This window comes from Sphingomonas sp. P4_D12, from assembly GCF_056401895.1.
The window spans coordinates 236,738-255,803 of sequence record NZ_JBFUIL010000003.1 but is presented as its reverse complement, the minus strand read 5'-3'; the positions used below and the strand labels follow the sequence as shown (position 1 = coordinate 255,803).

At 65.4% G+C, this 19,066-nt stretch carries 15 protein-coding genes; 10 read left to right on the top strand and 5 right to left on the bottom strand.

Translation table 11 applies throughout. From position 1 onward, the window contains the following. Nucleotide 1 precedes the first annotated feature (1 nt). The 5 genes from AC1DSD_RS07150 to secD all read left to right on the top strand — a co-directional run bounded on the left by AC1DSD_RS07150 (nucleotide 2) and on the right by secD (nucleotide 6,912). Nucleotides 2–697, top strand: coding sequence for a biotin--[acetyl-CoA-carboxylase] ligase (locus tag AC1DSD_RS07150; RefSeq protein ID WP_478029530.1), 696 nt, complete (start codon nucleotides 2–4; stop codon nucleotides 695–697). A gap of 26 nt (nucleotides 698–723) precedes the next feature. Then, nucleotides 724–1,500, top strand: a complete 777-nt coding sequence (locus AC1DSD_RS07145) for a type III pantothenate kinase (protein WP_478029247.1) — start codon at nucleotides 724–726, stop codon at nucleotides 1,498–1,500. A 123-nt stretch (nucleotides 1,501–1,623) separates the two neighbouring features. Further along, entirely contained in the window at nucleotides 1,624–3,264 is a 1,641-nt protein-coding gene (locus AC1DSD_RS07140; RefSeq protein ID WP_478029246.1) for a ribonuclease J, read from the top strand. Nucleotides 3,265–3,273: 9 nt separating this feature from the next. Then, nucleotides 3,274–3,552: a DUF1467 family protein gene (locus tag AC1DSD_RS07135; RefSeq protein ID WP_478029245.1), complete on the top strand. Its 279-nt coding sequence runs from the start codon at nucleotides 3,274–3,276 to the stop codon at nucleotides 3,550–3,552. A gap of 861 nt (nucleotides 3,553–4,413) precedes the next feature. Beyond that, entirely contained in the window at nucleotides 4,414–6,912 is a 2,499-nt protein-coding gene (gene secD, locus AC1DSD_RS07130) for a protein translocase subunit SecD (protein ID WP_478029244.1), read from the top strand. Between the two features lie 85 nt (nucleotides 6,913–6,997). On the opposite strand, the gene AC1DSD_RS07125 is transcribed toward secD, so the two are convergent. Beyond that, nucleotides 6,998–8,794 carry a coiled-coil domain-containing protein gene (locus AC1DSD_RS07125; protein ID WP_478029243.1) on the bottom strand — a complete coding sequence of 599 codons (1,797 nt, stop codon included), beginning with the start codon at nucleotides 8,792–8,794 and terminating at the stop codon, nucleotides 6,998–7,000. Nucleotides 8,795–8,875: 81 nt separating this feature from the next. Here AC1DSD_RS07125 and AC1DSD_RS07120 point away from each other — a divergent pair, with 81 nt between their 5' ends. From AC1DSD_RS07120 to AC1DSD_RS07105, 4 genes are all read left to right on the top strand, one after another. Continuing rightward, nucleotides 8,876–9,166, top strand: a complete 291-nt coding sequence (locus AC1DSD_RS07120; protein WP_478029242.1) for an Hpt domain-containing protein — start codon at nucleotides 8,876–8,878, stop codon at nucleotides 9,164–9,166. Nucleotides 9,167–9,242: 76 nt separating this feature from the next. Beyond that, the gene (locus AC1DSD_RS07115) at nucleotides 9,243–10,421 is read left to right on the top strand and encodes a hypothetical protein (RefSeq protein WP_478029241.1); all 1,179 of its coding nucleotides are present in this window, start codon (nucleotides 9,243–9,245) and stop codon (nucleotides 10,419–10,421) included. A 66-nt stretch (nucleotides 10,422–10,487) separates the two neighbouring features. Beyond that, a complete protein-coding gene (locus AC1DSD_RS07110) occupies nucleotides 10,488–11,570 on the top strand; it encodes a DUF2336 domain-containing protein (protein WP_478029240.1) in 1,083 nt (360 codons plus the stop codon). Continuing rightward, entirely contained in the window at nucleotides 11,567–12,937 is a 1,371-nt protein-coding gene (locus AC1DSD_RS07105) for a sensor histidine kinase (protein WP_478029239.1), read from the top strand. The genes AC1DSD_RS07110 and AC1DSD_RS07105 overlap by 4 nt, the downstream gene beginning before the upstream one ends. Nucleotides 12,938–13,188: 251 nt before the next feature. Here AC1DSD_RS07105 and AC1DSD_RS07100 read toward each other — a convergent pair whose 3' ends face one another. From AC1DSD_RS07100 to gltX, 3 genes are read right to left on the bottom strand one after another with little or no spacing between them, the layout of a single operon-like run. Next, nucleotides 13,189–13,374, bottom strand: a complete 186-nt coding sequence (locus AC1DSD_RS07100) for a hypothetical protein (protein ID WP_478029238.1) — start codon at nucleotides 13,372–13,374, stop codon at nucleotides 13,189–13,191. After that, on the bottom strand, nucleotides 13,374–14,651 hold the full coding sequence (locus AC1DSD_RS07095) for a citrate synthase (protein WP_478029237.1): 1,278 nt from the start codon (nucleotides 14,649–14,651) through the stop codon (nucleotides 13,374–13,376). The genes AC1DSD_RS07100 and AC1DSD_RS07095 overlap by 1 nt, the downstream gene beginning before the upstream one ends. A 17-nt stretch (nucleotides 14,652–14,668) precedes the next feature. Beyond that, entirely contained in the window at nucleotides 14,669–16,102 is a 1,434-nt protein-coding gene (gene gltX, locus AC1DSD_RS07090) for a glutamate--tRNA ligase (RefSeq protein ID WP_478029236.1), read from the bottom strand. Between the two features lie 28 nt (nucleotides 16,103–16,130). Between gltX and AC1DSD_RS07085 the strand changes: the two genes are divergently transcribed. Beyond that, nucleotides 16,131–18,467: a ComEC/Rec2 family competence protein gene (locus tag AC1DSD_RS07085; protein WP_478029235.1), complete on the top strand. Its 2,337-nt coding sequence runs from the start codon at nucleotides 16,131–16,133 to the stop codon at nucleotides 18,465–18,467. Here the strand turns inward: AC1DSD_RS07085 and lexA are convergent. Beyond that, a complete protein-coding gene (gene lexA, locus AC1DSD_RS07080; RefSeq protein ID WP_084238460.1) occupies nucleotides 18,358–19,029 on the bottom strand; it encodes a transcriptional repressor LexA in 672 nt (223 codons plus the stop codon). The genes AC1DSD_RS07085 and lexA overlap by 110 nt on opposite strands. Between the last annotated feature and the right edge of the window lie 37 nt (nucleotides 19,030–19,066).

Here is a 19,066-nt window from a genome sequence, read left to right as displayed (position 1 = left end):
TATCCGCACCGTGGCGGGAACCGGCTCGACCAACGCCGACATGATCGCGCTGGCGGCGTCCGGCTTGGAAGAGGGTGTGTGGCTGCGTGCCGAGCGCCAGACAGGCGGGCGCGGGCGGATGGGTCGGTCCTGGATCTCACCGCCAGGCAATCTCTATGCGAGCACGCTGGTCCGCGTCCGCCCGAGCGATCCGCCGACCGCAACGCTCACTTTGGTCGCGGCAGTCGCTCTCGAAGAAACCGTTTCGGCTTACGCTCCCGGCGTGGCGCTGCTCAAATGGCCCAACGATCTGTTGATCCATGGCGCCAAAGTGTCGGGCATCCTGCTCGAGCGCGCGGTCGATGCCGTGGTGGTCGGGATCGGAGTCAATCTGGCGCATTACCCGACCGATACCGATCGCCGCGCAACCAGCCTCGCTGCTCATAATGCCGCCGTCGCACCGGAAGACTTTATCGAGACGCTGGCCGAGGCGTTCGCGCGTTGGGTCGAATGCTGGCGCGGGCAGGGGATTGACATGATCCGTCGCCGTTGGGTTGCCCACGCGCATCCGACCGGCACGCCGCTCAACGTTCGTTTGCCCGACGGCGAGGCGATCGATGGGCTGTTCGACGGTCTCGATCCTGACGGCGCGCTCATCCTTCGCTTGGCGGACGGCACGCGGCGTGTCATTCACGCGGCGGACGTGTTCCTGCTGTGATTTCTCCGGATGGGAGCTTGAATTCCATGCTGCTCGCGATTGACGCCGGCAACACCAATGTCGTTTTCGCGCTGCTCGATGGCCGCGAGGTGAAAGGCCGATGGCGCATCGCCACCGACCCCCGCCGTACCGCCGACGAATATGCCGTGTGGCTGACCCAGTTGCTGAGCATCGAAGGCTATGACCGCAGCCAGGTCGACGGCGTGATCATCTCGACCGTGGTGCCGCGCGCGACGCATAATCTGCAATGGCTGGCGGAGAAATATTTCAAGACCGATGCACTGATCGCCGGGCAGAAACCGGTCGAATGGGGTATGGCGATCGACGTGCAGGAGCCGCAGAGCCTGGGCGCCGACCGCGCGGTCAACGCCATCGCGGCGCATGCGCTGCATGAAGGCGATCTGATCGTGATCGATTTCGGCACCGCCAGCACGATCGACTGGATCGATTTTCGCGGCGCGTACAAGGGCGGGATCATCGCACCGGGTATCAATCTGTCGCTCGATGCGCTGGTCAGCGCCGCCGCCAAGCTGCCGCGGATCGCGATCGAGGCGCCGGCCGATCCGACCGTGATCGGACGCGATACCGTCAGCCAGATGAATATCGGCATCTATTGGGGCTATATCGCGATGATCGAAGGGCTGGTCGCGCGGATGAAGGCGGAGATCGGCCGCCCGGCCAAGGTGATCGCGACAGGTGGGCTCGCGCTGCTGTTCGAGCAGCATACCAATGTGTTCGACGTAATCGAGCCTGATCTGACCATCCAGGGGCTAGCGATGATGTGGGAACGGGCGCAGCGATAGCCGTCACCTTGCGATCTTATCCGTCATCCCGGCGAAGGCCGGGATCTTAGGCGAAGGCGCGACAAGGCTTGAGATCCCGGCTTTCGCTGGGATGACTAGAATGAATAACGATTAGGAATTGAAGTGACACCAGGTAAGGAACTGCTCTTCGTCGCGCTCGGCGGATCGGGCGAAATCGGCATGAACGTCAACCTCTATGGTTGTCAGGGCAAATGGCTGATGGTCGACATGGGGGTGACCTTCGCCGACCCCGCTTATCCGGGCGTCGAGATCATTCTGCCCGATCTCCAGTTCATCGAGGAACAGCGCGCCAACCTGGTCGGCGTCGTGCTGACGCACGGGCATGAGGATCATATCGGTGCTCTGCCCTATCTCGCCGACGATCTCGGCGCGCCGCTCTTTGCCAGCAAGTTCACCGCCGGGCTGATCCGCGGCAAGCTCGAGGAAGAAGGCGTCCAGGACCGCGTCGAGCTCAACGTGGTGGATCCGAACAAGGTGGTCGAGATCGGGCCGTTCAAGTTCCGCTTCGTCCCGCTCGCGCATTCGATCCCCGAAGCAAGCGCGCTGCTGATCGAGACGCCATACGGCAAGATATTCCACACCGGCGACTGGAAGCTCGACAGCAGCGATGCGGTGCTCGGCAGGCCGTCTACTCCCGAACAGCTTGCTGCGGTTGGCGACGAGGGCGTGCTCGCGCTCGTCTGCGATTCGACCAATGTCTTCAACCCGCAGGCGTCGGGTACCGAATCAAGCGTGCGCGACGGGCTGATCGACGCGGTCAAGAAGGCGAGGGGCAGGGTGGTCGTCACAACCTTTGCGTCGAACGCCGCGCGCCTCCAGACTTTAGGCGAAGTGGCCAAGGCGACGAGGCGCAAGATTTGCGTCCAGGGCCGCTCGCTCGACCGCATCCTGACCGTGGCGCGCGCTAACGGTTATCTCAAGAGTTTCCCCGATCCGATCTCGCCCGAAGCCGCGATGGCGCTGCCCGGCCGCGATGTTCTGGTGGTGGCGACCGGCGGGCAAGGCGAACCGCGCGCCGCGCTCGGCCGCATCGCCGACGGCAACCACCCGATCAAGCTCGTCGCGGGCGACACCGTCGTCTTCTCGTCCAAGCAGATCCCGGGCAACGAACTCGCGATCGGCCGCATCCAGAACCAGCTCGCCGCTGCTGGCGTCGAAATGGTCACCGAGCGGCAGGAGCATGTCCATGTCTCCGGCCATCCGGGACGCCCGGAGCTCGAGGCGATGTACGGCTGGATCCGTCCGCAATTGCTCGTGCCCGTCCATGGCGAGATGCGCCATATGATGGAGCAGGCGCGGTTCGGCCTGTCCAAGGGCATCCCGCAGGCGCTGGTCCAGAGCGACGGCGACATCGTTCGCCTCGCGCCCGGCAAGCCCGAAAAGCTGGGTCATGCCACGGTCGGCCGGCTGATGCTCGACGGCGATGTCATTCTGCCCGCCGACGGCGCGACGATGAACGAGCGCCGCCGCGTCGCGACCTATGGCCAGATGTCGGTCGCGGTCGCAATCGACGGCAGGAATCGCTTGATCGGCGTGCCACGAGTCGGGCTGCAGGGCATTCCCGTCGAAGAGGATCGCGAGGCGTTCATCGACGAGGCGATCGATGCCGCCGCTGAAGTGGTGAAAAAGCATCGCGGCGACCTGCCGACATTGCGCGAAAGTCTCCGTCTCGGCGTCCGCCGCGTGGCGACGCGTTGGACCGGCAAGAAGCCGGTCGTCGATGTTCTGGTGATCGAGGCGTAAGGATCTGATATGCGTTGGACCTCGCTGCTCGCGATCTATTTCCTGTTCTGGGCGTTTTCGGTGTTCCTCGTCTTGCCGTTCGGGGTGCGCACCACGCAGGAGGCCGGCGGCGACTACGTCCCCGGTCAGGCCGAAAGCGCGCCGCACGAATTCAGCATCAAGCGCCTCGCGTTGCGCGTCACGATCGTGGCGACAATCCTGTGGGCGCTGTTCGTGCTCAATTACATCTACGGCTGGGTCACGCCGGACATGCTCGACTTCGTCAATCCGTCGAACAGAATGAGCTGAGCTAAGGCCTTAGGCTCATGAAATAGCGGTCCGTCGGCAAGCGCCCCATTTCCCGACGTTCAGGTGAGCAAACCGAGCAATGGGGACGCAGCCATTCGTTCAGCGCGAACTTTCCCGCCTTTCTATCTTCGAACGGAAATTTCTGGAAAGGGCAATTGGGAATACGTTTCGGGAAAGCTGAACCCGCGAACCGCCGTCAGCGCAAAAGCCAGAATTGCTTGCCGTAAGCCCTTTAATTCGGCAGCCGTGCTACGCTCATGCTAGTTGGAACGGCTTGGGCGGTTGCGGACCCTAAGCTCATGTCCGCAATCAGGAGGCTTGCGACCTTCGCCTTGTTCTCGTTGAAATGCGGCTATAGGCTTCAATTTTTCCGGACGAGTGTGCGCCGCGACTCACGTCAGCGCACGTGCAGGGGTGCCCAAATCTGATCTCGCCGTCCGTCGTCCTGGCCGTTCTGCAAACGCTGTTCGCGGCGTTGCTGAGCTTGGGCGCGCTCGGCGGACCAAGCTCGGCGCACGGACATGGGCAGGGTCTCGCCGTTCGCGAGGCCGCGGCGAGACCTTTCACGCTCAGTGACCGTGCGCTTGCCCCCAATGAGGAAGCCGATCGTTCCGACCCGCACCAGGGCGGGGGGAGCGCGCTACCGCCGGCCGAGCTGGCGCGTCCCGGCAACCCAGAGCCGTCGCGCCTCTCCCCCGTTCCGCTCGCCGTACTAGGCTTCGCGAAGCGCTCAGTCCGCGCTCACCCCGCTACCGGCCCTCCGTTAGTCTGAAGCAGCCTCGCTGCGCCTGAGATGCGCAGCCTGAAGGTGCGCCCGTGCTTGCGCGCCTGTCTCTTCACGACTGCAAACGAGGATCGACAATGCTACATTTCTCCCGTCTGAAGGCGGGGGTAATCCTGTGCATTTGCCTTATTGGCATTTTGCTCAGCATCCCCAGCTTTACTCCTGCTGGCCGCCTGCCAGCCTGGTACCCGCAACCTCATGTAAACCTCGGCCTGGACCTCCAGGGCGGATCCTACATGCTTCTCGAACTCGACCGCGCCGCTCTGATCAACGAGAGGCTCGAGAGCGTCCGCGAACAGGCCGCCGCGGCGCTCAAGAAAGCCGGCGTTGTGGCAAGCACCAAGGTGACAGGCGGCCGCGTCTTGATTGACCTCGCCACACCGGACACCGGTGCCAGAGCGCTGGCCGACACCGTGGCTGAGTTTGGCACCGACTCTGCAGGCCGCCCCGCGCTCCAACTTGCCAATGTGCCTGGCGGCCTCGCCGTCTCTTACACCGACACGGGCCAGGCAACGCTCCTATCGAAGGCCGTCGAACAGGCGATCGCGATCATTCGCCGTCGCATCGACGAGACGGGCACCAACGAACCGGTTGTCGCGAAGCAGGGCGTGGCCCGCATTCTCGTAGAGCTGCCGGGGGTCAGCAATCCCGGCCGCCTGCGTACGCTGCTCGGCTCGACCGCGAAAATGACGTTCCGCCTGGTAGCGAACGGGGCGGAAGCCGCCAGTGCCGGCGTACGCCGCCTTCCGATGATGGACAATGCCGGTGCTACCATCCCTGTTCTCAACCATGTCGAAGTCGACGGTGCCAACCTCGTTGACGCTACACCACGCCCTGACCAGCAGACGGGCGGGTGGGCGGTCGACTTCGCGCTCGACGGTGTTGGCGCGCGCCAGTTCGCCCGAACCAGCACCAGACACGTCGGGGAGCCATTTGCGATCGTGCTCGACGATAAGGTGATCAGTGCGCCGGTAATCCGAGAGCCTATTATCGGCGGACGGGGTCAAATCAGCGGTGGCTTTGACGCTGAAGGAGCCAAGGACCTGGCAGTGCTGCTCCGTGCGGGCGCGCTGCCGGCACCGCTCGCTGTGATTGAGGAGCGATCGGTGGGCGCCAGCCTGGGAGCGGACGCAGTCCACGCGGGCCTTATCTCCATCGTGGTCGGCTTGTCGCTCGTGATCAGCTTTGTAATCGCGCTCTATGGTCGGTTCGGCGTGTACGCGGCGGCGGCGCTTATCGCCAACCTCGCACTCACTATTGCCGGCTTGGCGTTGATGAACGCTACTCTAACGCTGCCTGGCATCGCTGGCCTGTTGCTGGCGCTCGGCATGGCCGTGGACGCCAACATTCTGGTGAACGAACGCACGCGCGAGGAACTGGCGAAAGGCAAGAGCGCGCGCGCTTCGATCGAAGGCGGGTTTCGGCGTGCTTATACGACCGTGCTCGACGCGAACCTGACAACTCTTCTCAAGATGCTTGTGCTGCTCGGGCTGGGCGCGGGTGCGATCAAGGGCTTCGCGATCACCATAAGCCTCGGCATCCTCATTTCGATGTTCACCGCGCTCGTATTCGTGCGGTACCTGACCGCGCGCCACCTCGATCGAGTGCGACCGAAGCGGCTAAGGATGGGCACGCGGCTCCACTTTCTGCCAAGTAAGACGCGTTTTGCGTTCATGCGTGCGCGCCACGCGGGGCTCATCGCGTCGGCGCTGATCAGCCTGGCTTCTGTCGCGCTAGCTGTCTCGCCGGGGCTGAAGATGGGGATCGACTTCTCCGGCGGCGTCGCGGTCGAGGCGCGGATGCCGGGCGAGGCTGACTTAGCCGGGTTGCGTAGCCAAGCCAGCGAGCTGGGCCTTGGACCGGTCCAGGTACAATCCTTCGGCGGACCCAATGACGTTCTTCTTCGCCTCGGAAGCCAAGAAGGAGGGCCTAAGGCGGAGGCGGCCGCAGTCGCCAAGGTCGAGCATATGCTCGGGCAAGTTGCGCCGGGCGCCGAGGTTCGTAAGGTTGACGTGGTGGGTGCCACGATTGGAAACGAGCTGTTCAGCAGCGCCATCTGGGGGCTCGGCATCGCCGCAATCGCAATGTTCGCCTATATTGCGGTCCGCTTCGAATGGCCGTTCGCACTAGGCGCGGTCGCGACGATGTTCTTGGACCTTACTAAGACAATCGGCTTCTTCGCGCTAACCGGCTTCGAGTTCAACATGACCTCGATCGCGGCCATTCTGACGATCATGGGCTTCTCGATCAACGACAAGGTGGTTGTCTATGATCGGGTCCGCGAGAACATGCGCGCTATGCGGCACAGGCCGCTTCGGGAGATCGTTGACCTCTCGATCAATGAGACACTGTCCCGCACGATCGGAACGTCGCTGGCGCTATTCCTGGCAACGGCGCCATTGGCTGTGTTTGGCGGGCCAGCACTCCAGCAATTCGCAATGACGCTCCTGTTCGGGCTTTTTCTGGCGACAAGCTCGTCCATCTTCATCGCCGCACCGCTACTGCTCACTTTATCGGAACAGCGAGACAAGTGGGCGAAGCGCCCGAACACCAGCAACACGTCTGCCTCGACGTAGGTTTAGAATGAGCCAGCCGGGAGCCGTACCGCTCCCGGCTAGGCCTGTGCTGGGTCTCCCCTCCCAGAAAGGGGCCGCGACTGATTTAAGTCCGTAGCCGCTCGATCGCCTGAGCCAGCGCGACGTAGAGCTTGCCCATGTCCGACGACAATAGCGTCACGCCGATCGCCGCGCCGTCGCGTTGCGCCAGGATGCCACGCAGCATTGCTTCGAAATCGTGGATGTAGCGATTGACCTGCTCGCGCACCGTGTCGTCATTGTCATAGGCCTCGAGTACCGCCCGCATCTCGCCGGCATCGAGCAGCTTGACCGCGCGCCGCGCGAACGCACCGCGATTGCCCTTGAGATAGGCCATCCAGGACGAATCGGGGACTTCGGACGAATAGATGCTGGTGAGGTCGATCGCTGCCGAGTTGAGCGATTCGATCAACAGCGACACGCGTCGCGCGAAACCGTTCGCTTCCTCGGTATCCGCCAGCCGCGCCTCGATCAGGCTCGACGCCTCGGCGATCGCCAGCATCTGGCGGTTGAGCTTGTCCGACGCGTCGGTCGCCGATGCCGCGGCTGTCTCGGTGGCTTGCGCGATTGTTGCCAGGCCGCGCTCGACGGCCTGCGATGCCGCCGCTTCCAGCGCGTCGGCGGCGTCGGGCGCGATTCGGGCCATCGCCTCGCGCGCATGCTCGGCGGCGGCATTGGCGGTGTCGCGGATGCGCATCAGCGTTTCGAGCAATTGCGGTGCCGCCTCTCCGGCGAAACGATGCGCGGCGCCGCTGGTGTCATCGATCGATCGGGTCAGCGCGTCGACCTGCTCCTGTCCGGCGGCAAGAGTCGCGGCAACGTGATTGGCCACCGCTTCGATCCCGGCGATGCGATCGGCCAGCGCGGTGGTGCTGTCGGTGGCGGTGCGATCGAGCGCGGCCTGATTGGTGGACAGCATCGCGAGCATGGCGTCGCCCTGGGCGGCGATGCCCTTGCGCGCCTCATCCACTGCGCTGGCGGTGCGATCGAGTAGGCCGTCGACCGCTTCGGACATCGCGCTGGTGACTTGTTCGAGCCGGGTCCCCGCCGTCTCGCTGGTCGCTTCCATGCGCGCGATATGCGCGGACAAGCGTTCCGCCGCGCCGCTGGTATGGCTGTCGACTTCGCGCGCACGTTCGCCGAGTGCGACGACCTGGGCATCGAGCGCTGCCGCGCGCTCGCTTGCGGTCAGGCCGATCGTTTCGATCTGGCCAGCCAGCGTCGTGGTCTGGTCATGGGCGTGGGGGAGCGTCGCCAGCATGATCTGGAGATTGGCCTCCAGATTGGCGGCCGCCTTGTCGATGCGGGCAGCATCGGTCTCGGCCTTGGAAAAGTGGCTGTCGAGCACTGACGACGCTTCGCTCAGGCGATCCGACGCCGCGCTGGCGGTCGCCATCATCACCGTGACCTGGTCGGCCAGCTTCTCGCGATTGGAGTCGATCGTCTGCGCCATGACGTCGATGACGGCCTGGAGGTGCTCTGCCTCGGCGCGCATCGATCGCGCCGTGTCGTTGAAGCGGCGCGCTTCGATCCGGCTTGAACGCCGCGCGACCAGCCAGAGAATTGCGATCAGCGCCAACGGTGCGGTCAGGCCGGTAGCCAGTTCGGCCAGCACGGTCGGCGAGGGTGCAGCCTGCATGGCGGGCCAGGCATACCAAGCGAAGAAGCCGATCCATGCTGCCGCCGACACGAACGCCAGGCCAGCCAGGATGCGCCACTTTGTCGCTCCCGACCGCTCCTCCAGTTCCTCAGGTTGCTCGAAAACCTCGCCTTCGTAAGGCTCGGTCAGCTGCAACGGCTCATCCGCCGCGGCGTATTCAACGTCGCTGACGTGCAAGTCGATGATCTTGGACCCCCCGTTCATGACGCTTTGTTTATCATAAAACCGACCATTTCAAAGCGATTGCGCAACGTTCCGTTAAAGCCCTTAGGGCTAGGTTGGGTCATGGCTTATGATCCCGGTGCAATCGATGCGACCCTTGCTGCGGCAGTCGGTGACGAACCGGGGCTGATTGCCGAATTGCGTGCAGCATTTGTCGACAGCGCGGAAAAGACGATCGACGCGATCCAGGCGGCCGAAAGCGACGATGCCTGGCGCCTCGCGACTGCGCGTCTCAAGGGACTGGCGGCGAGTTTCGGCGCGGTGCGCCTGATGAGCCTGGCGTCCGAAGCGGCAAGCGCGCCCGGCAATGCCGATGTCGTGCGAACTTTGCGGCGCGCGGTGGCTCGGCTCTAGCCGTACGGCCCGCCGCCAAATCCGGCGGGCAATCACGATCCTTGCGATAGCCGAGTGCGAGGCTTAACAGCCCCGGATGCTTGCCGGGCTCCTGTTTGCCACAGCCGACGCGTCCGATCGCCACGATACGCTGGCGGCGACGCTGCCGGTCGGGGGCGTGACGCTGATCGAATTCCAGGCGCGGCTGCTGATCGCCGCTGGGGCGTCGCAGATCATCGTCGTCGTTTCGCGCCTGACTCCCGAATTGCTCGGCGCGATCAATCGCCTCGGCCGGCGCGGCATCGCGGTCGACGCGGTGCGCGGCCCCGCCGAAGTGCTCGCCAAGTTGCATCCGCTTGCGCGCGTGATGTGGCTGGCGGATGGGTTGATGACGACCAGCGTCATGGTCGAGGCGATGCGCGATCGCGATCGCGACACGTTGCTGGTGGCCTCGACGGGTGACGAACTCGAACGGATCGGTCCCAGCGCGGTGTGGGCGGGAATCGCCACGATCGATCCCCAGCGCATCGCCGATGTCGTGAAGTTGCCTGCGGACTATGATTTCGCCTCTTCGCTCTTGCGGGTGATCGCGCAACGCGGCGCCGAGCAATTGCCATTGCCCGAAACGGCGGTGCGCGAGGGCCATGGCGTCCAGCGCGATTCGCGTGCACTGGCGGCGAAGGGCCGGGCCGCGCTGGTCGCGGCGCTCGGCACCCGGACGAACTGGGTCGACCGCTTCCTGGTCGCGCCGCTCGCCAAACTGGCGCTGCCACCGTTGGTTGCGCGCGGCGTGCCTCCGGTCGCGCTGGCGGGAGTGGGCGGCGTGTTCGGCGTCGGCGGACTTGCCGCGATCGCGATCGGCTGGACGGCCTCGGGCATGGCGGCGATCGTGCTGGCCCTCGCGCTTCTCGCGCTCGCCGATGTGCTGGCATGGCTGCGCGACGAGCGGGCGCTCGGCAGGATATTGCGCTGGAGCACGCCCGCGGCGGTCGCATTGGCGACCTTGCTGTTGGGGCAGCGGGTCGGGTTTCTCGCCGCCAGCGCAACGCCACCGCTGCTCGCGTTGACGACGGTTCTGGCCGGAGCGCTGGCGGAACGCGCGGCAGGAGTGGTGACCAGACCGTGGTGGTGGGCAGTCCCGGCTGCCTATCCGCTGATCCTGCTGCCGGCGGTGCTGATCGGATATCCGGTCTGGGGATTGGCGGCGGCCGCGAGCTATGCCGGGGTCACGCTCGGCTTCGCGGTAGAAGCTTTACGCTCGCGTATCGGCGGTTAATTCCGCCTGCGAAATCGGTGAGTTCTGGCTAACCTCGCTTTAACGACACAATCGTACAACAAAATCATGTCGATCGACCAAGGCGATTGGGACGATGGCGCCCGTGCGAGCGCCAGCACGCTGCTTGCGCGCGCGGCGGCAGCGGCGCGTCATGTCGACCGCCGCCTGGCCGAGGCAATCGACGACTTCTTCCTTCCCGACGATTCGCGGCTCGACGACCGGACGCGCGCGGCGCTCGCGGCGACGCTGACTGCGATGGTCGCGGTGGTCGAACACGATCTCCGCCAGCGCGCCGCCACACTCTTAGCCGGCGTGGATCCGGCATTGATCCAGCGGATCAACAGTGGTGCGCCGGTGCTCGACCGCCTGGTCGGCAGCGGATTGCTGCGCGATTTCGACCTGATGCGCGAATTGATCGCGCGGACCCGGCAGGATCTGCTGGTCGACCTGTTGCCTGCCTTGCCGCCCGATGAGATCGGCTCGGCCAGCCTGCTCGCGCGGTTGGCCGGAAGTGCCGACGCCTGGGTCGCGGATGCGGCGCTGACCATGATGGCCGCCGAAAGCCGGCGTCGCGGGCTGATCGACAGCAATCGGCTGGAGCGGACCGAACTTCCGGCCGAGCTGCATCACAGGTTGGTCTGGTGGGTAGCGGCGGCGATTCGCGAACAATTGGGGCCGAGCAATGCAGATCGCATGATCGTCGAGGCGGCGTTGCATGCGCTCGCCGACCATGACGAAGGCGACCGTCTGGAAAGCGCGGCGATGCGACTCGCCGCCACGATCGATCCGCAACCCGCGGAGCTGGCGACGGTGCTGAGGCATGCGCTGGGGGATCGGCGAGTGGCGCTGGTCATCGCATTGCTCGGGCATACCCTGGGCATCGACTATGCGACGATGCGGCAGATCGTGCTGGATGGCGGCGAGCAATTATGGCTGGTGCTACGCGGGGCCGGGCTCGACCGGGCGACGGTCGCCCGGATCGGTCTCAGCCTGTGCGAAGCCGACCCGCGCCGCGACGTCGAAGCCTTTGCCGATCAATTGGCAGCGATCGCTGCGGTCACGCCCGACGAGGCGCGTGGAGCGCTTGCGCCGCTCCGGCTCCATCCCGATTTTCGCACGGCGATGGCAGATCTGGAGAAGCGTCGATGAGCGCGGTCGACGCAGGCTTGCCGCCCGTTCACGGCTTCGTCGATCGCGATGGCCGCCTGGTAGACGCCGGGCCGCGACTCGGCGATCTCAACATTCGTGCCGGCGGTGCGCTCGGGGAACCGTTCGCCGTGCCGCAGGTCGCCATGCTCGCGCGGCTGGCCCAGCGGTTGGGGATCACGGTCGCGCGCCAAGTGCTGGTCGCCGACGGACCCGATGAGGTCGAATTGTGGGTGCGCGCCGATCCGGTCGACGACGGCGTGCGCCTGGAGCTGAGTGGCTGGAAGCTGCGTGCGCCTTGGACACCGCCGGTGGACCCGGCGCGGCGCGACCGCGATCTGTTGCTGCAAGGCGCCGATTGGTGGTGGGAAACCGATGCGACCTTGCGGTTGACGACAGTAGCCGCGGGGGCCGAGCGGTTCGGGGTGACGCCTGAAAGCGCACTCGGCAAACCGCTCGCGTCCTTGTTCGCGCTGGAGATGGATGCCGAAGGCGCGATGCCGATGCTCGGTGTGCTGACGGTGCATCAGCCGTTCGAGGGGCAGGCGGCGACGGTGCGCGCGACCGGGCAAACCGTGACCTTGTCAGCTAATCCCACGCTCAACGCGGAGGGCCTGTTCGCGGGCTATATCGGCGCGGTCAGGGTGGAAACGCGCGAGCTGCCGCAACCTCCGGACGATCGTGCCAGCGATCCGCTCGATGCGTTCAGCGCGCGGCTCGATCGCGCATTGCGCACGCCGCTCGGGCGCATCATCGCCAATGCCGACAGCATCCATGCCCAGACGGAGGGGCCGATCCGGCGCGATTATGCGGATTATGCGTCGGACATCGCCAGCGCCGGACGGCATCTGCTCGGGCTGGTCGACGATCTGGTCGATCTGCAGGCGGTCGAGCGGCCCGACTTCGCCCCAGCGGCGGAACCGATCGACCTCGCCGATATCGGGCGGCGCGCGGCCGGCTTGCTCGGCGTCCGCGCGGCGGAACGCGGCGTCAAGATCGACGCGCCGCAGGACATCGACCGCGCGCCCGCGACCGGCGAGTTCAAGCGCGTGTTGCAGATCCTGGTCAATCTGATCGGCAATGCAGTGCGCTATTCGCCCGATGGCGGCATGGTCTGGATTCGCACCCATCGCGATCGCGGCGCGGCGGTGATCATCGTCGCGGATCAGGGTAAGGGCATCGCGCCCGAGGATCAGGCGCGCATCTTCGAAAAATTCGAACGAGTCGATCCCAGTGAGCCGGGCGGGAGCGGGCTGGGTCTCTATATCGCGCGGCGGCTGGCGCGCGCGATGGGCGGCGATCTGACTGTCGATTCGGCGCTGGGGCAGGGCGCGCGCTTCATGCTGACCCTGCCTGGGGCTGGTGCCTAGCGCCGCGGAGGCGCGAAAGGCCACGAAGGCGCAAAGAAGAGTAATTTCGCGCAGAGGCGCAGAGTGCGCGGAGATTATGCGCGCTAAAGCGCGCTTTCTCGTTGCCGGGGAATGAAAGGCTGCTGACGCGGCCGCGCGATACACCTCAGCGTCCTCTGCGCCTCTGCGCGAACCAAATCTTCGTGCCTTGGTGTCTTTGTGCGAGAACTCTTACCGACCAGCTCTCGCGGACGAACTAAGCAGGCGCGACTCTAGCGCCGCCCGATCCATACCAGCACGATACCACCCGCCGCGAGCAGCGCCCCCCAGAGCGCCCAGATGCGCATGTCGAGCATGAAGCTCGATGCCGGCCAGTGGACCAGGCCGAGGCCCTGGCCCACCCACAGCAGCCCCATCGCGATGCACAGCGCACCGAAGACTTGGAGCAGGAAGCGCATCAGCGCTGGCCGATAGGGGTATAATCGCGCTGCGTCGGGCCGGTGTAGAGCTGGCGGGGACGGCCGATCTTCTGCGCCGGATCGCTGATCATCTCGTTCCACTGTGCGACCCAGCCGACGGTGCGGGCAAGCGCGAACAACGCGGTGAACATCGTCGTCGGGAAACCGATCGCCGACAGGATAACGCCCGAATAGAAATCGACGTTCGGGAACAGCTTCTTCTCGACGAAATAAGGATCGTTGAGCGCCATATGCTCGAGCTGCAGCGCGACCTCGAACACGGGGTCGCTGACCTTGAGCGCGTCGAACACCTCCCGCACCGTCTTCTGCATCACCGTCGCGCGCGGGTCGTAATTCTTGTAGACGCGATGGCCGAAGCCCATCAGCCGGAACGGGTCGTTCTTGTCCTTCGCGCGGGCGATGAATTCCGGGATGCGATCGGGCGTTCCGATCTCGCGCAACATGTTGAGCGCGGCCTCATTGGCACCACCATGCGCCGGACCCCACAGGCAGGCGATGCCGGCCGCGATGCACGCGAACGGATTGGCGCCCGATGACCCGGCCAGGCGGACGGTCGAGGTCGATGCATTCTGCTCGTGATCGGCATGGAGGATGAAGATGCGGTCGAGCGCGCGCTCGACGATCGGGTTCACCTCATAGGGCTCGGCCGGCACGCCGAACGTCATGCGCAGGAAATTACCCGTATAGCTCAAAGAGTTATCGGGATAGAGGAACGGCTGCCCGACGCTGTATTTGTACGCCATCGCCGCGATCGTCGGCATCTTGGCGATCAGGCGGTGCGACGCGATCATCCGCTGGTGCGGATCGTTGATGTCGGTCGAATCGTGATAGAAAGCCGACAGCGCGCCGACCACCCCGCACATGATCGCCATCGGATGCGCGTCGCGGCGGAACCCGCGATAGAAGGTCGCGAGCTGCTCGTGCAGCATGGTGTGGCGCGTGATCGTGTGGGTGAATTCGTTGAGCTCGTCCTTCGACGGCAATTCGCCGTTCAACAGCAGGTAGCTGACTTCCATGAAGCTCGATTGTTCGGCGAGCTGACCGATCGGATAACCGCGATGGAGCAAAATGCCCTCGTCGCCGTCGATATAGGTCAGCGCCGATTCGCAGCTGGCAGTCGAGGTGAAGCCCGGGTCATAAGTGAACATACCCGTTTCGCTGTACAGCTTGCGGATATCGACCACCTGGGGGCCGACCGAACCGGACATCACCGGATAGTCGTGATTCCCGAACTTGAGGGTGTTCGTGTCGGCCATATAACGTTCCTTCGAATTCAGGCTGCCATCCGGTCGGATATGCGGCCCAGGCTTTCTTCGCGGCCGAGGACGGCGAGCACATCGAAAATGCCGGGGGAAGTGCGCTTGCCGGTCAGCGCCGCGCGGAGCGGCTGCGCGACCTGGCCGAGCTTGACCCCGGCGTCTTCGGCGACTTGCCGAACCGCGTTTTCGAGCGCCTCCGTATCCCAGTCCACGACGGCGTCAAGCGCCGTGTGAAGGCGCGCGAGCAAGGTGGGTGCCTCACCCTGAAGCAGCAATGCTGCATCTGCGTCCATCGGCAGCGGTCGGGCGTGGAAAAGGAACATGCTGCCCTCGGCCAACTCAATCAGGTTGGCGGCGCGCGGCTTGAGAAACGGCATGGTGCGGCGCAACAGTTCGCGCTGCGGCGGGGTCAATTCCAGCGGGATTCGCGGGGCGACGAGGTCGGCGAGACGAGCGTCGTCGGCTTCGCGGATATAATGGCCGTTCAGGTTCTCGAGCTTCTTCAAATCGAACCGACTTGGTGATTTTCCGACGCCGTCGAGGTCGAACCATTCGATCGCCTGGGCGCGGCTGATGATCTCGTCATCGCCATGCCCCCAGCCAAGCCGCAACAGGTAATTGTCGACCGCTTCGGGCAACAGGCCCATGTCGTCGCGATAGACATCGACCGCCAGCGCGCCATGGCGCTTCGATAGCTTGGCGCCGTCCGCGCCATGGATCAGCGGAATGTGCGCGTAGATCGGCTCGGCCCAGCCCATCGCGCGATAGATCGGCAACTGGCGAAACGCGTTGTTGAGATGGTCGTCGCCGCGGATGACGTGCGTCACCCCCATGTCGTTGTCGTCGACCACCACCGCCAGCATATAGGTCGGCGTGCCGTCTGAGCGCAGCAGGACGAGGTCGTCGATCTCGCTATTCTGGACGGTGACCTCGCCCTGGACGCGATCGTGGATCGTGGTCGCGCCCTCGGTCGGCGCCTTCAGGCGAATGACGTGCGGCGCTTGCGGGTCGTTGGGCACGCGGTCGCGCCACGGCGAGCGGATCCGGAGCGGCTTCTTCGCGGCTTCGGCCTCGGCGCGCATCTGGGCGAGCTCGTCCTGGGTGAGGTAGCAGCGATAGGCCGCTCCCTTTTCGACCATTTCATAGGCGACCTCGGCATGGCGAGCGGCGCGCGAGAATTGATAGATTTCGGGCCCGTCCCATTCTAGGTCGAGCCAGCGCATTCCCGCCAAAATGGCGTCGATTGCGGGCTGCGTCGATCGCGCGCGATCGGTATCCTCGATGCGCAGGAGGAACTTGCCCCCGTGGTGTCGCGCGAACAGCAGATTGAACAACGCGGTGCGCGCGCCGCCAATATGCAGAAAGCCGGTCGGCGAAGGCGCGAACCGGGTGACGACGTTGGTGACGGGTGCGCCTGCGGGCGCCCCGGAGTCAGAACTGGCGCTCAACCGCGCATGCTCCCAGGCTGGATGACTGATGGCGACCGTCGCCGCCGCGCGCCCTAGCACGCGGTTCCGACCGCTTCAAACGCTGGCGGCACGATGTACGCGTGCGCGCCATGCACTCGAACATGGGTTGGAAGCGGAACGCGATCAACTCCCGTTATGGCTGCCGGTGGCCTTGGGCGGCGGCATTGCTTTGTGGTTCGTGCTCGACGATCCGATGCAATGGACCGCCGCCATGCTCGCGCTGGCCGGCATCGCGCTGGCAGCGATCGCGATCGGGCGAGGCGGACGTGCCAGCCGCGCGGTGGCATTGGCGGCCGCCCTGGCGGCCATGGGGCTCGGGCTGGCTTGGTGGCGCGCTACCTATGTCGCACAACCTGTCCTGGCACGGCCGGCGATCGTCATGCTGACCGGGCGGGTCGAGGGTATCGAGCCGCTGCCGGCCCGCGACCTTGTCCGGGTGAGCTTGACGCCGATCGCTGCGCATGCGGTCGCCAGTCCGAAACGCCCGAACTGCAGCAGGGAAGGCGGCGCGCCTTATGGTGGCGGAGGGCGGCGATGCCACGATCGGCCGAGGCCGCCGCTCGTGCTGCCGCCGCACGTGCGAGTGAATATCGCGAATACGGACGTGCCTGCCGGCCTTGGACCTGGCGCGATCATCAAGCTGCAGACCCGGCTGATGCCGCCAAACGAGGCTACGGTGCCTGGCGCCTACGATTTCCGGCAAGTGGCGTGGTTCGCCGGACTTGGCGCGACGGGCAAGGGGAACGCGCCGGTCAAGGTGCTCGCGCCGGGCAAGGAGTCGAACGGCCTGCGCGCGGCACTGGCGGCGCATATCCAGAGCAAGGTCGAGGGCAGCGCTGGCGGAATTGCCGCTGCACTGGCCGCGGGCGACGAGGGCGCGATCTCGCTGGAGGATGCCGACGCGATGCGGCGGTCCGGGCTTGCGCATCTCTTGTCGGTCAGCGGGCTGCATATCACCGCCGTGGTTGTCGCGACGATCTGGGCGGTCACGCGGCTGCTCGCCTTATGGCCATGGCTGGCGCTGCGGGTGCGGATTCCGGTGGTCGCCGCGGGCGCCGGTGCAGTCGCGGCGATTGGATACACTCTGCTTACGGGAAGCCAGGTGCCGACCGCGCGGTCGTGCATCGCCGCCTTGCTGGTGTTGGTGGCGCTTGCCATGGGCCGCGAGGCGATCACTTTGCGGCTGGTCGCGGCCGGCGCCTTCATCGTCCTGCTGATCTGGCCCGAGGCACTGGCGGGGCCGAGCTTCCAGCTCAGCTTCGCCGCGGTCGGATCGCTGATCGCGTTCCACGAGCAACCGCGCGTCAAGCAATTATTCGAGAAACGCGACGAGGCCTGGTGGCGCCGTATCGCGCGCGAAATCGGATCGTTGCTGCTGACCGGCCTGGTGATCGAAGCCGCGCTGGCGCCGATCGCGCTGTACCATTTCCACAAAGAGGGCATGTATGGCGTCGTCGCCAATATCGTCGCGATCCCGCTGACCACCTTCGTCATCATGCCGGCCGAGGCGCTGGCGCTGGCGGCCGACGCGATCGGCCTGGGCGCGCCGTTCTGGTGGGTGACCACGCACGCGCTCAACCTCTTGCTGTGGATCGCGCGTACTGCGGCCAAAGCGCCGGGGTCGGTGGCGATGCTGCCCGGCATGCCGGCCGGCGCGTTCGGGCTGATGATCCTGGGATTGTTATGGCTGATGCTGTGGCGCTCGCGAATCCGTCTTGCCGGTCTTGCGCCGATGGCGATGGGCGCGGCCTGGGCGCTGGCGATCCCGGCACCCGATCTGCTGATCTCGGGCGACGGCCAGCATCTCGCGGTGCGCACGCCCAATGGCGGCGTCGCGATCCTGCGCGACAAGGCAGGGGATTATACGCGCGACACGATGACTCAGAATGCCGGGGTGGATGGGGAGGCGATGCTGCTGTCCGATCAGCCCTTCGCCCAATGCACGCCGGACGCCTGCCTCGCTCTGGTGCAATCCGGAGGACGGATATTCCGCGTCCTCGCGACGCGCAGCCTGTACCAATTGCCGTCCGACCAGTTGATCGCCGCGTGCCGCGCGGCGGACATCGTCGTCAGCGACCGGCGGTTGCCCTCAGCGTGCCGGCCGATTTGGCTCAAGCTCGATGCGCCGTTCCTGCGCCGCACTGGCGGAATGGCGATCAGCCTGGCCAGCGGACGGATCGTCACCGTCCGCCAGCCTGGTGATCGTCACCCTTGGGTTATGTCGGGTTCGCGTTCTAATCGTAACGGCGCAACAGGCCGGCGAGGCGGCCCTGGATCCGCACCTGCTGAGGAGCGTAACGCTGCGGATCGTAAGCGCGATTGGCCGGATCGAGCCGCACCATAGCACCTTCGCGGCGGAAATATTTGAGTGTCGCTTCGCTTTCCTCGATCAGCGCGACGACGATTTCCCCGTCGCGTGCCACGTCGGTGCGGCGGATCAGCGCGTAATCGCCGTCGAGAATGCCGGCCTCGACCATCGAGTCACCGGCGACTTCCAGCGCGTAATGCTCGCCGCTGCCGAGCAAGGCGGCGGGGACGGGGAGCATCGACGATCCCTCGAACGCTTCGATCGGCACGCCGGCCGCGATCCGGCCGTGCAACGGGATCTCGATCACGTCGTTGGCGGGTTCGGGAGCGGGTCGGAAATTGTTCGGCTTGGGCTGGGCGGCCACGGCACGCTTGCTGTCGGCACGTTCCGGCATCTTGAGCACTTCGAGTGCGCGTGCCCGATTGGGCAGGCGCCGTAGGAACTGCCGCTCCTCGAGCGCCGAGATCAGGCGATGCACGCCGGACTTCGACTTGAGGTCGAGCGCCTCCTTCATCTCCTCGAACGACGGCGACACGCCGGTTTCGTTCAAGCGATCGTTGATGAAGCAGATCAGCTCATGCTGCTTCTTGGTGAGCATCGACGTTCCTCCGTCCAGAACAGACGCGGAACTTTTA

Excerpts from the sequence above, each read along its gene's own strand:
- lexA (WP_084238460.1), bottom strand. The coding sequence starts at position 19,029 with ATGCTCACCAAGAAGCAGCATGAGCTGATCTGCTTCATCAACGATCGC.
- AC1DSD_RS07085 (WP_478029235.1), top strand. The coding sequence starts at position 16,131 with ATGGCGACCGTCGCCGCCGCGCGCCCTAGCACGCGGTTCCGACCGCTT.
- secD (WP_478029244.1), top strand. The coding sequence starts at position 4,414 with ATGCTACATTTCTCCCGTCTGAAGGCGGGGGTAATCCTGTGCATTTGC.
- AC1DSD_RS07095 (WP_478029237.1), bottom strand. The coding sequence starts at position 14,651 with ATGGCCGACACGAACACCCTCAAGTTCGGGAATCACGACTATCCGGTG.
- AC1DSD_RS07145 (WP_478029247.1), top strand. The coding sequence starts at position 724 with ATGCTGCTCGCGATTGACGCCGGCAACACCAATGTCGTTTTCGCGCTG.
- AC1DSD_RS07120 (WP_478029242.1), top strand. The coding sequence starts at position 8,876 with ATGGCTTATGATCCCGGTGCAATCGATGCGACCCTTGCTGCGGCAGTC.
- AC1DSD_RS07100 (WP_478029238.1), bottom strand. The coding sequence starts at position 13,374 with ATGCGCTTCCTGCTCCAAGTCTTCGGTGCGCTGTGCATCGCGATGGGG.
- AC1DSD_RS07125 (WP_478029243.1), bottom strand. The coding sequence starts at position 8,794 with ATGAACGGGGGGTCCAAGATCATCGACTTGCACGTCAGCGACGTTGAA.
- AC1DSD_RS07115 (WP_478029241.1), top strand. The coding sequence starts at position 9,243 with ATGCTTGCCGGGCTCCTGTTTGCCACAGCCGACGCGTCCGATCGCCAC.
- AC1DSD_RS07135 (WP_478029245.1), top strand. The coding sequence starts at position 3,274 with ATGCGTTGGACCTCGCTGCTCGCGATCTATTTCCTGTTCTGGGCGTTT.
- AC1DSD_RS07105 (WP_478029239.1), top strand. The coding sequence starts at position 11,567 with ATGAGCGCGGTCGACGCAGGCTTGCCGCCCGTTCACGGCTTCGTCGAT.
- AC1DSD_RS07110 (WP_478029240.1), top strand. The coding sequence starts at position 10,488 with ATGTCGATCGACCAAGGCGATTGGGACGATGGCGCCCGTGCGAGCGCC.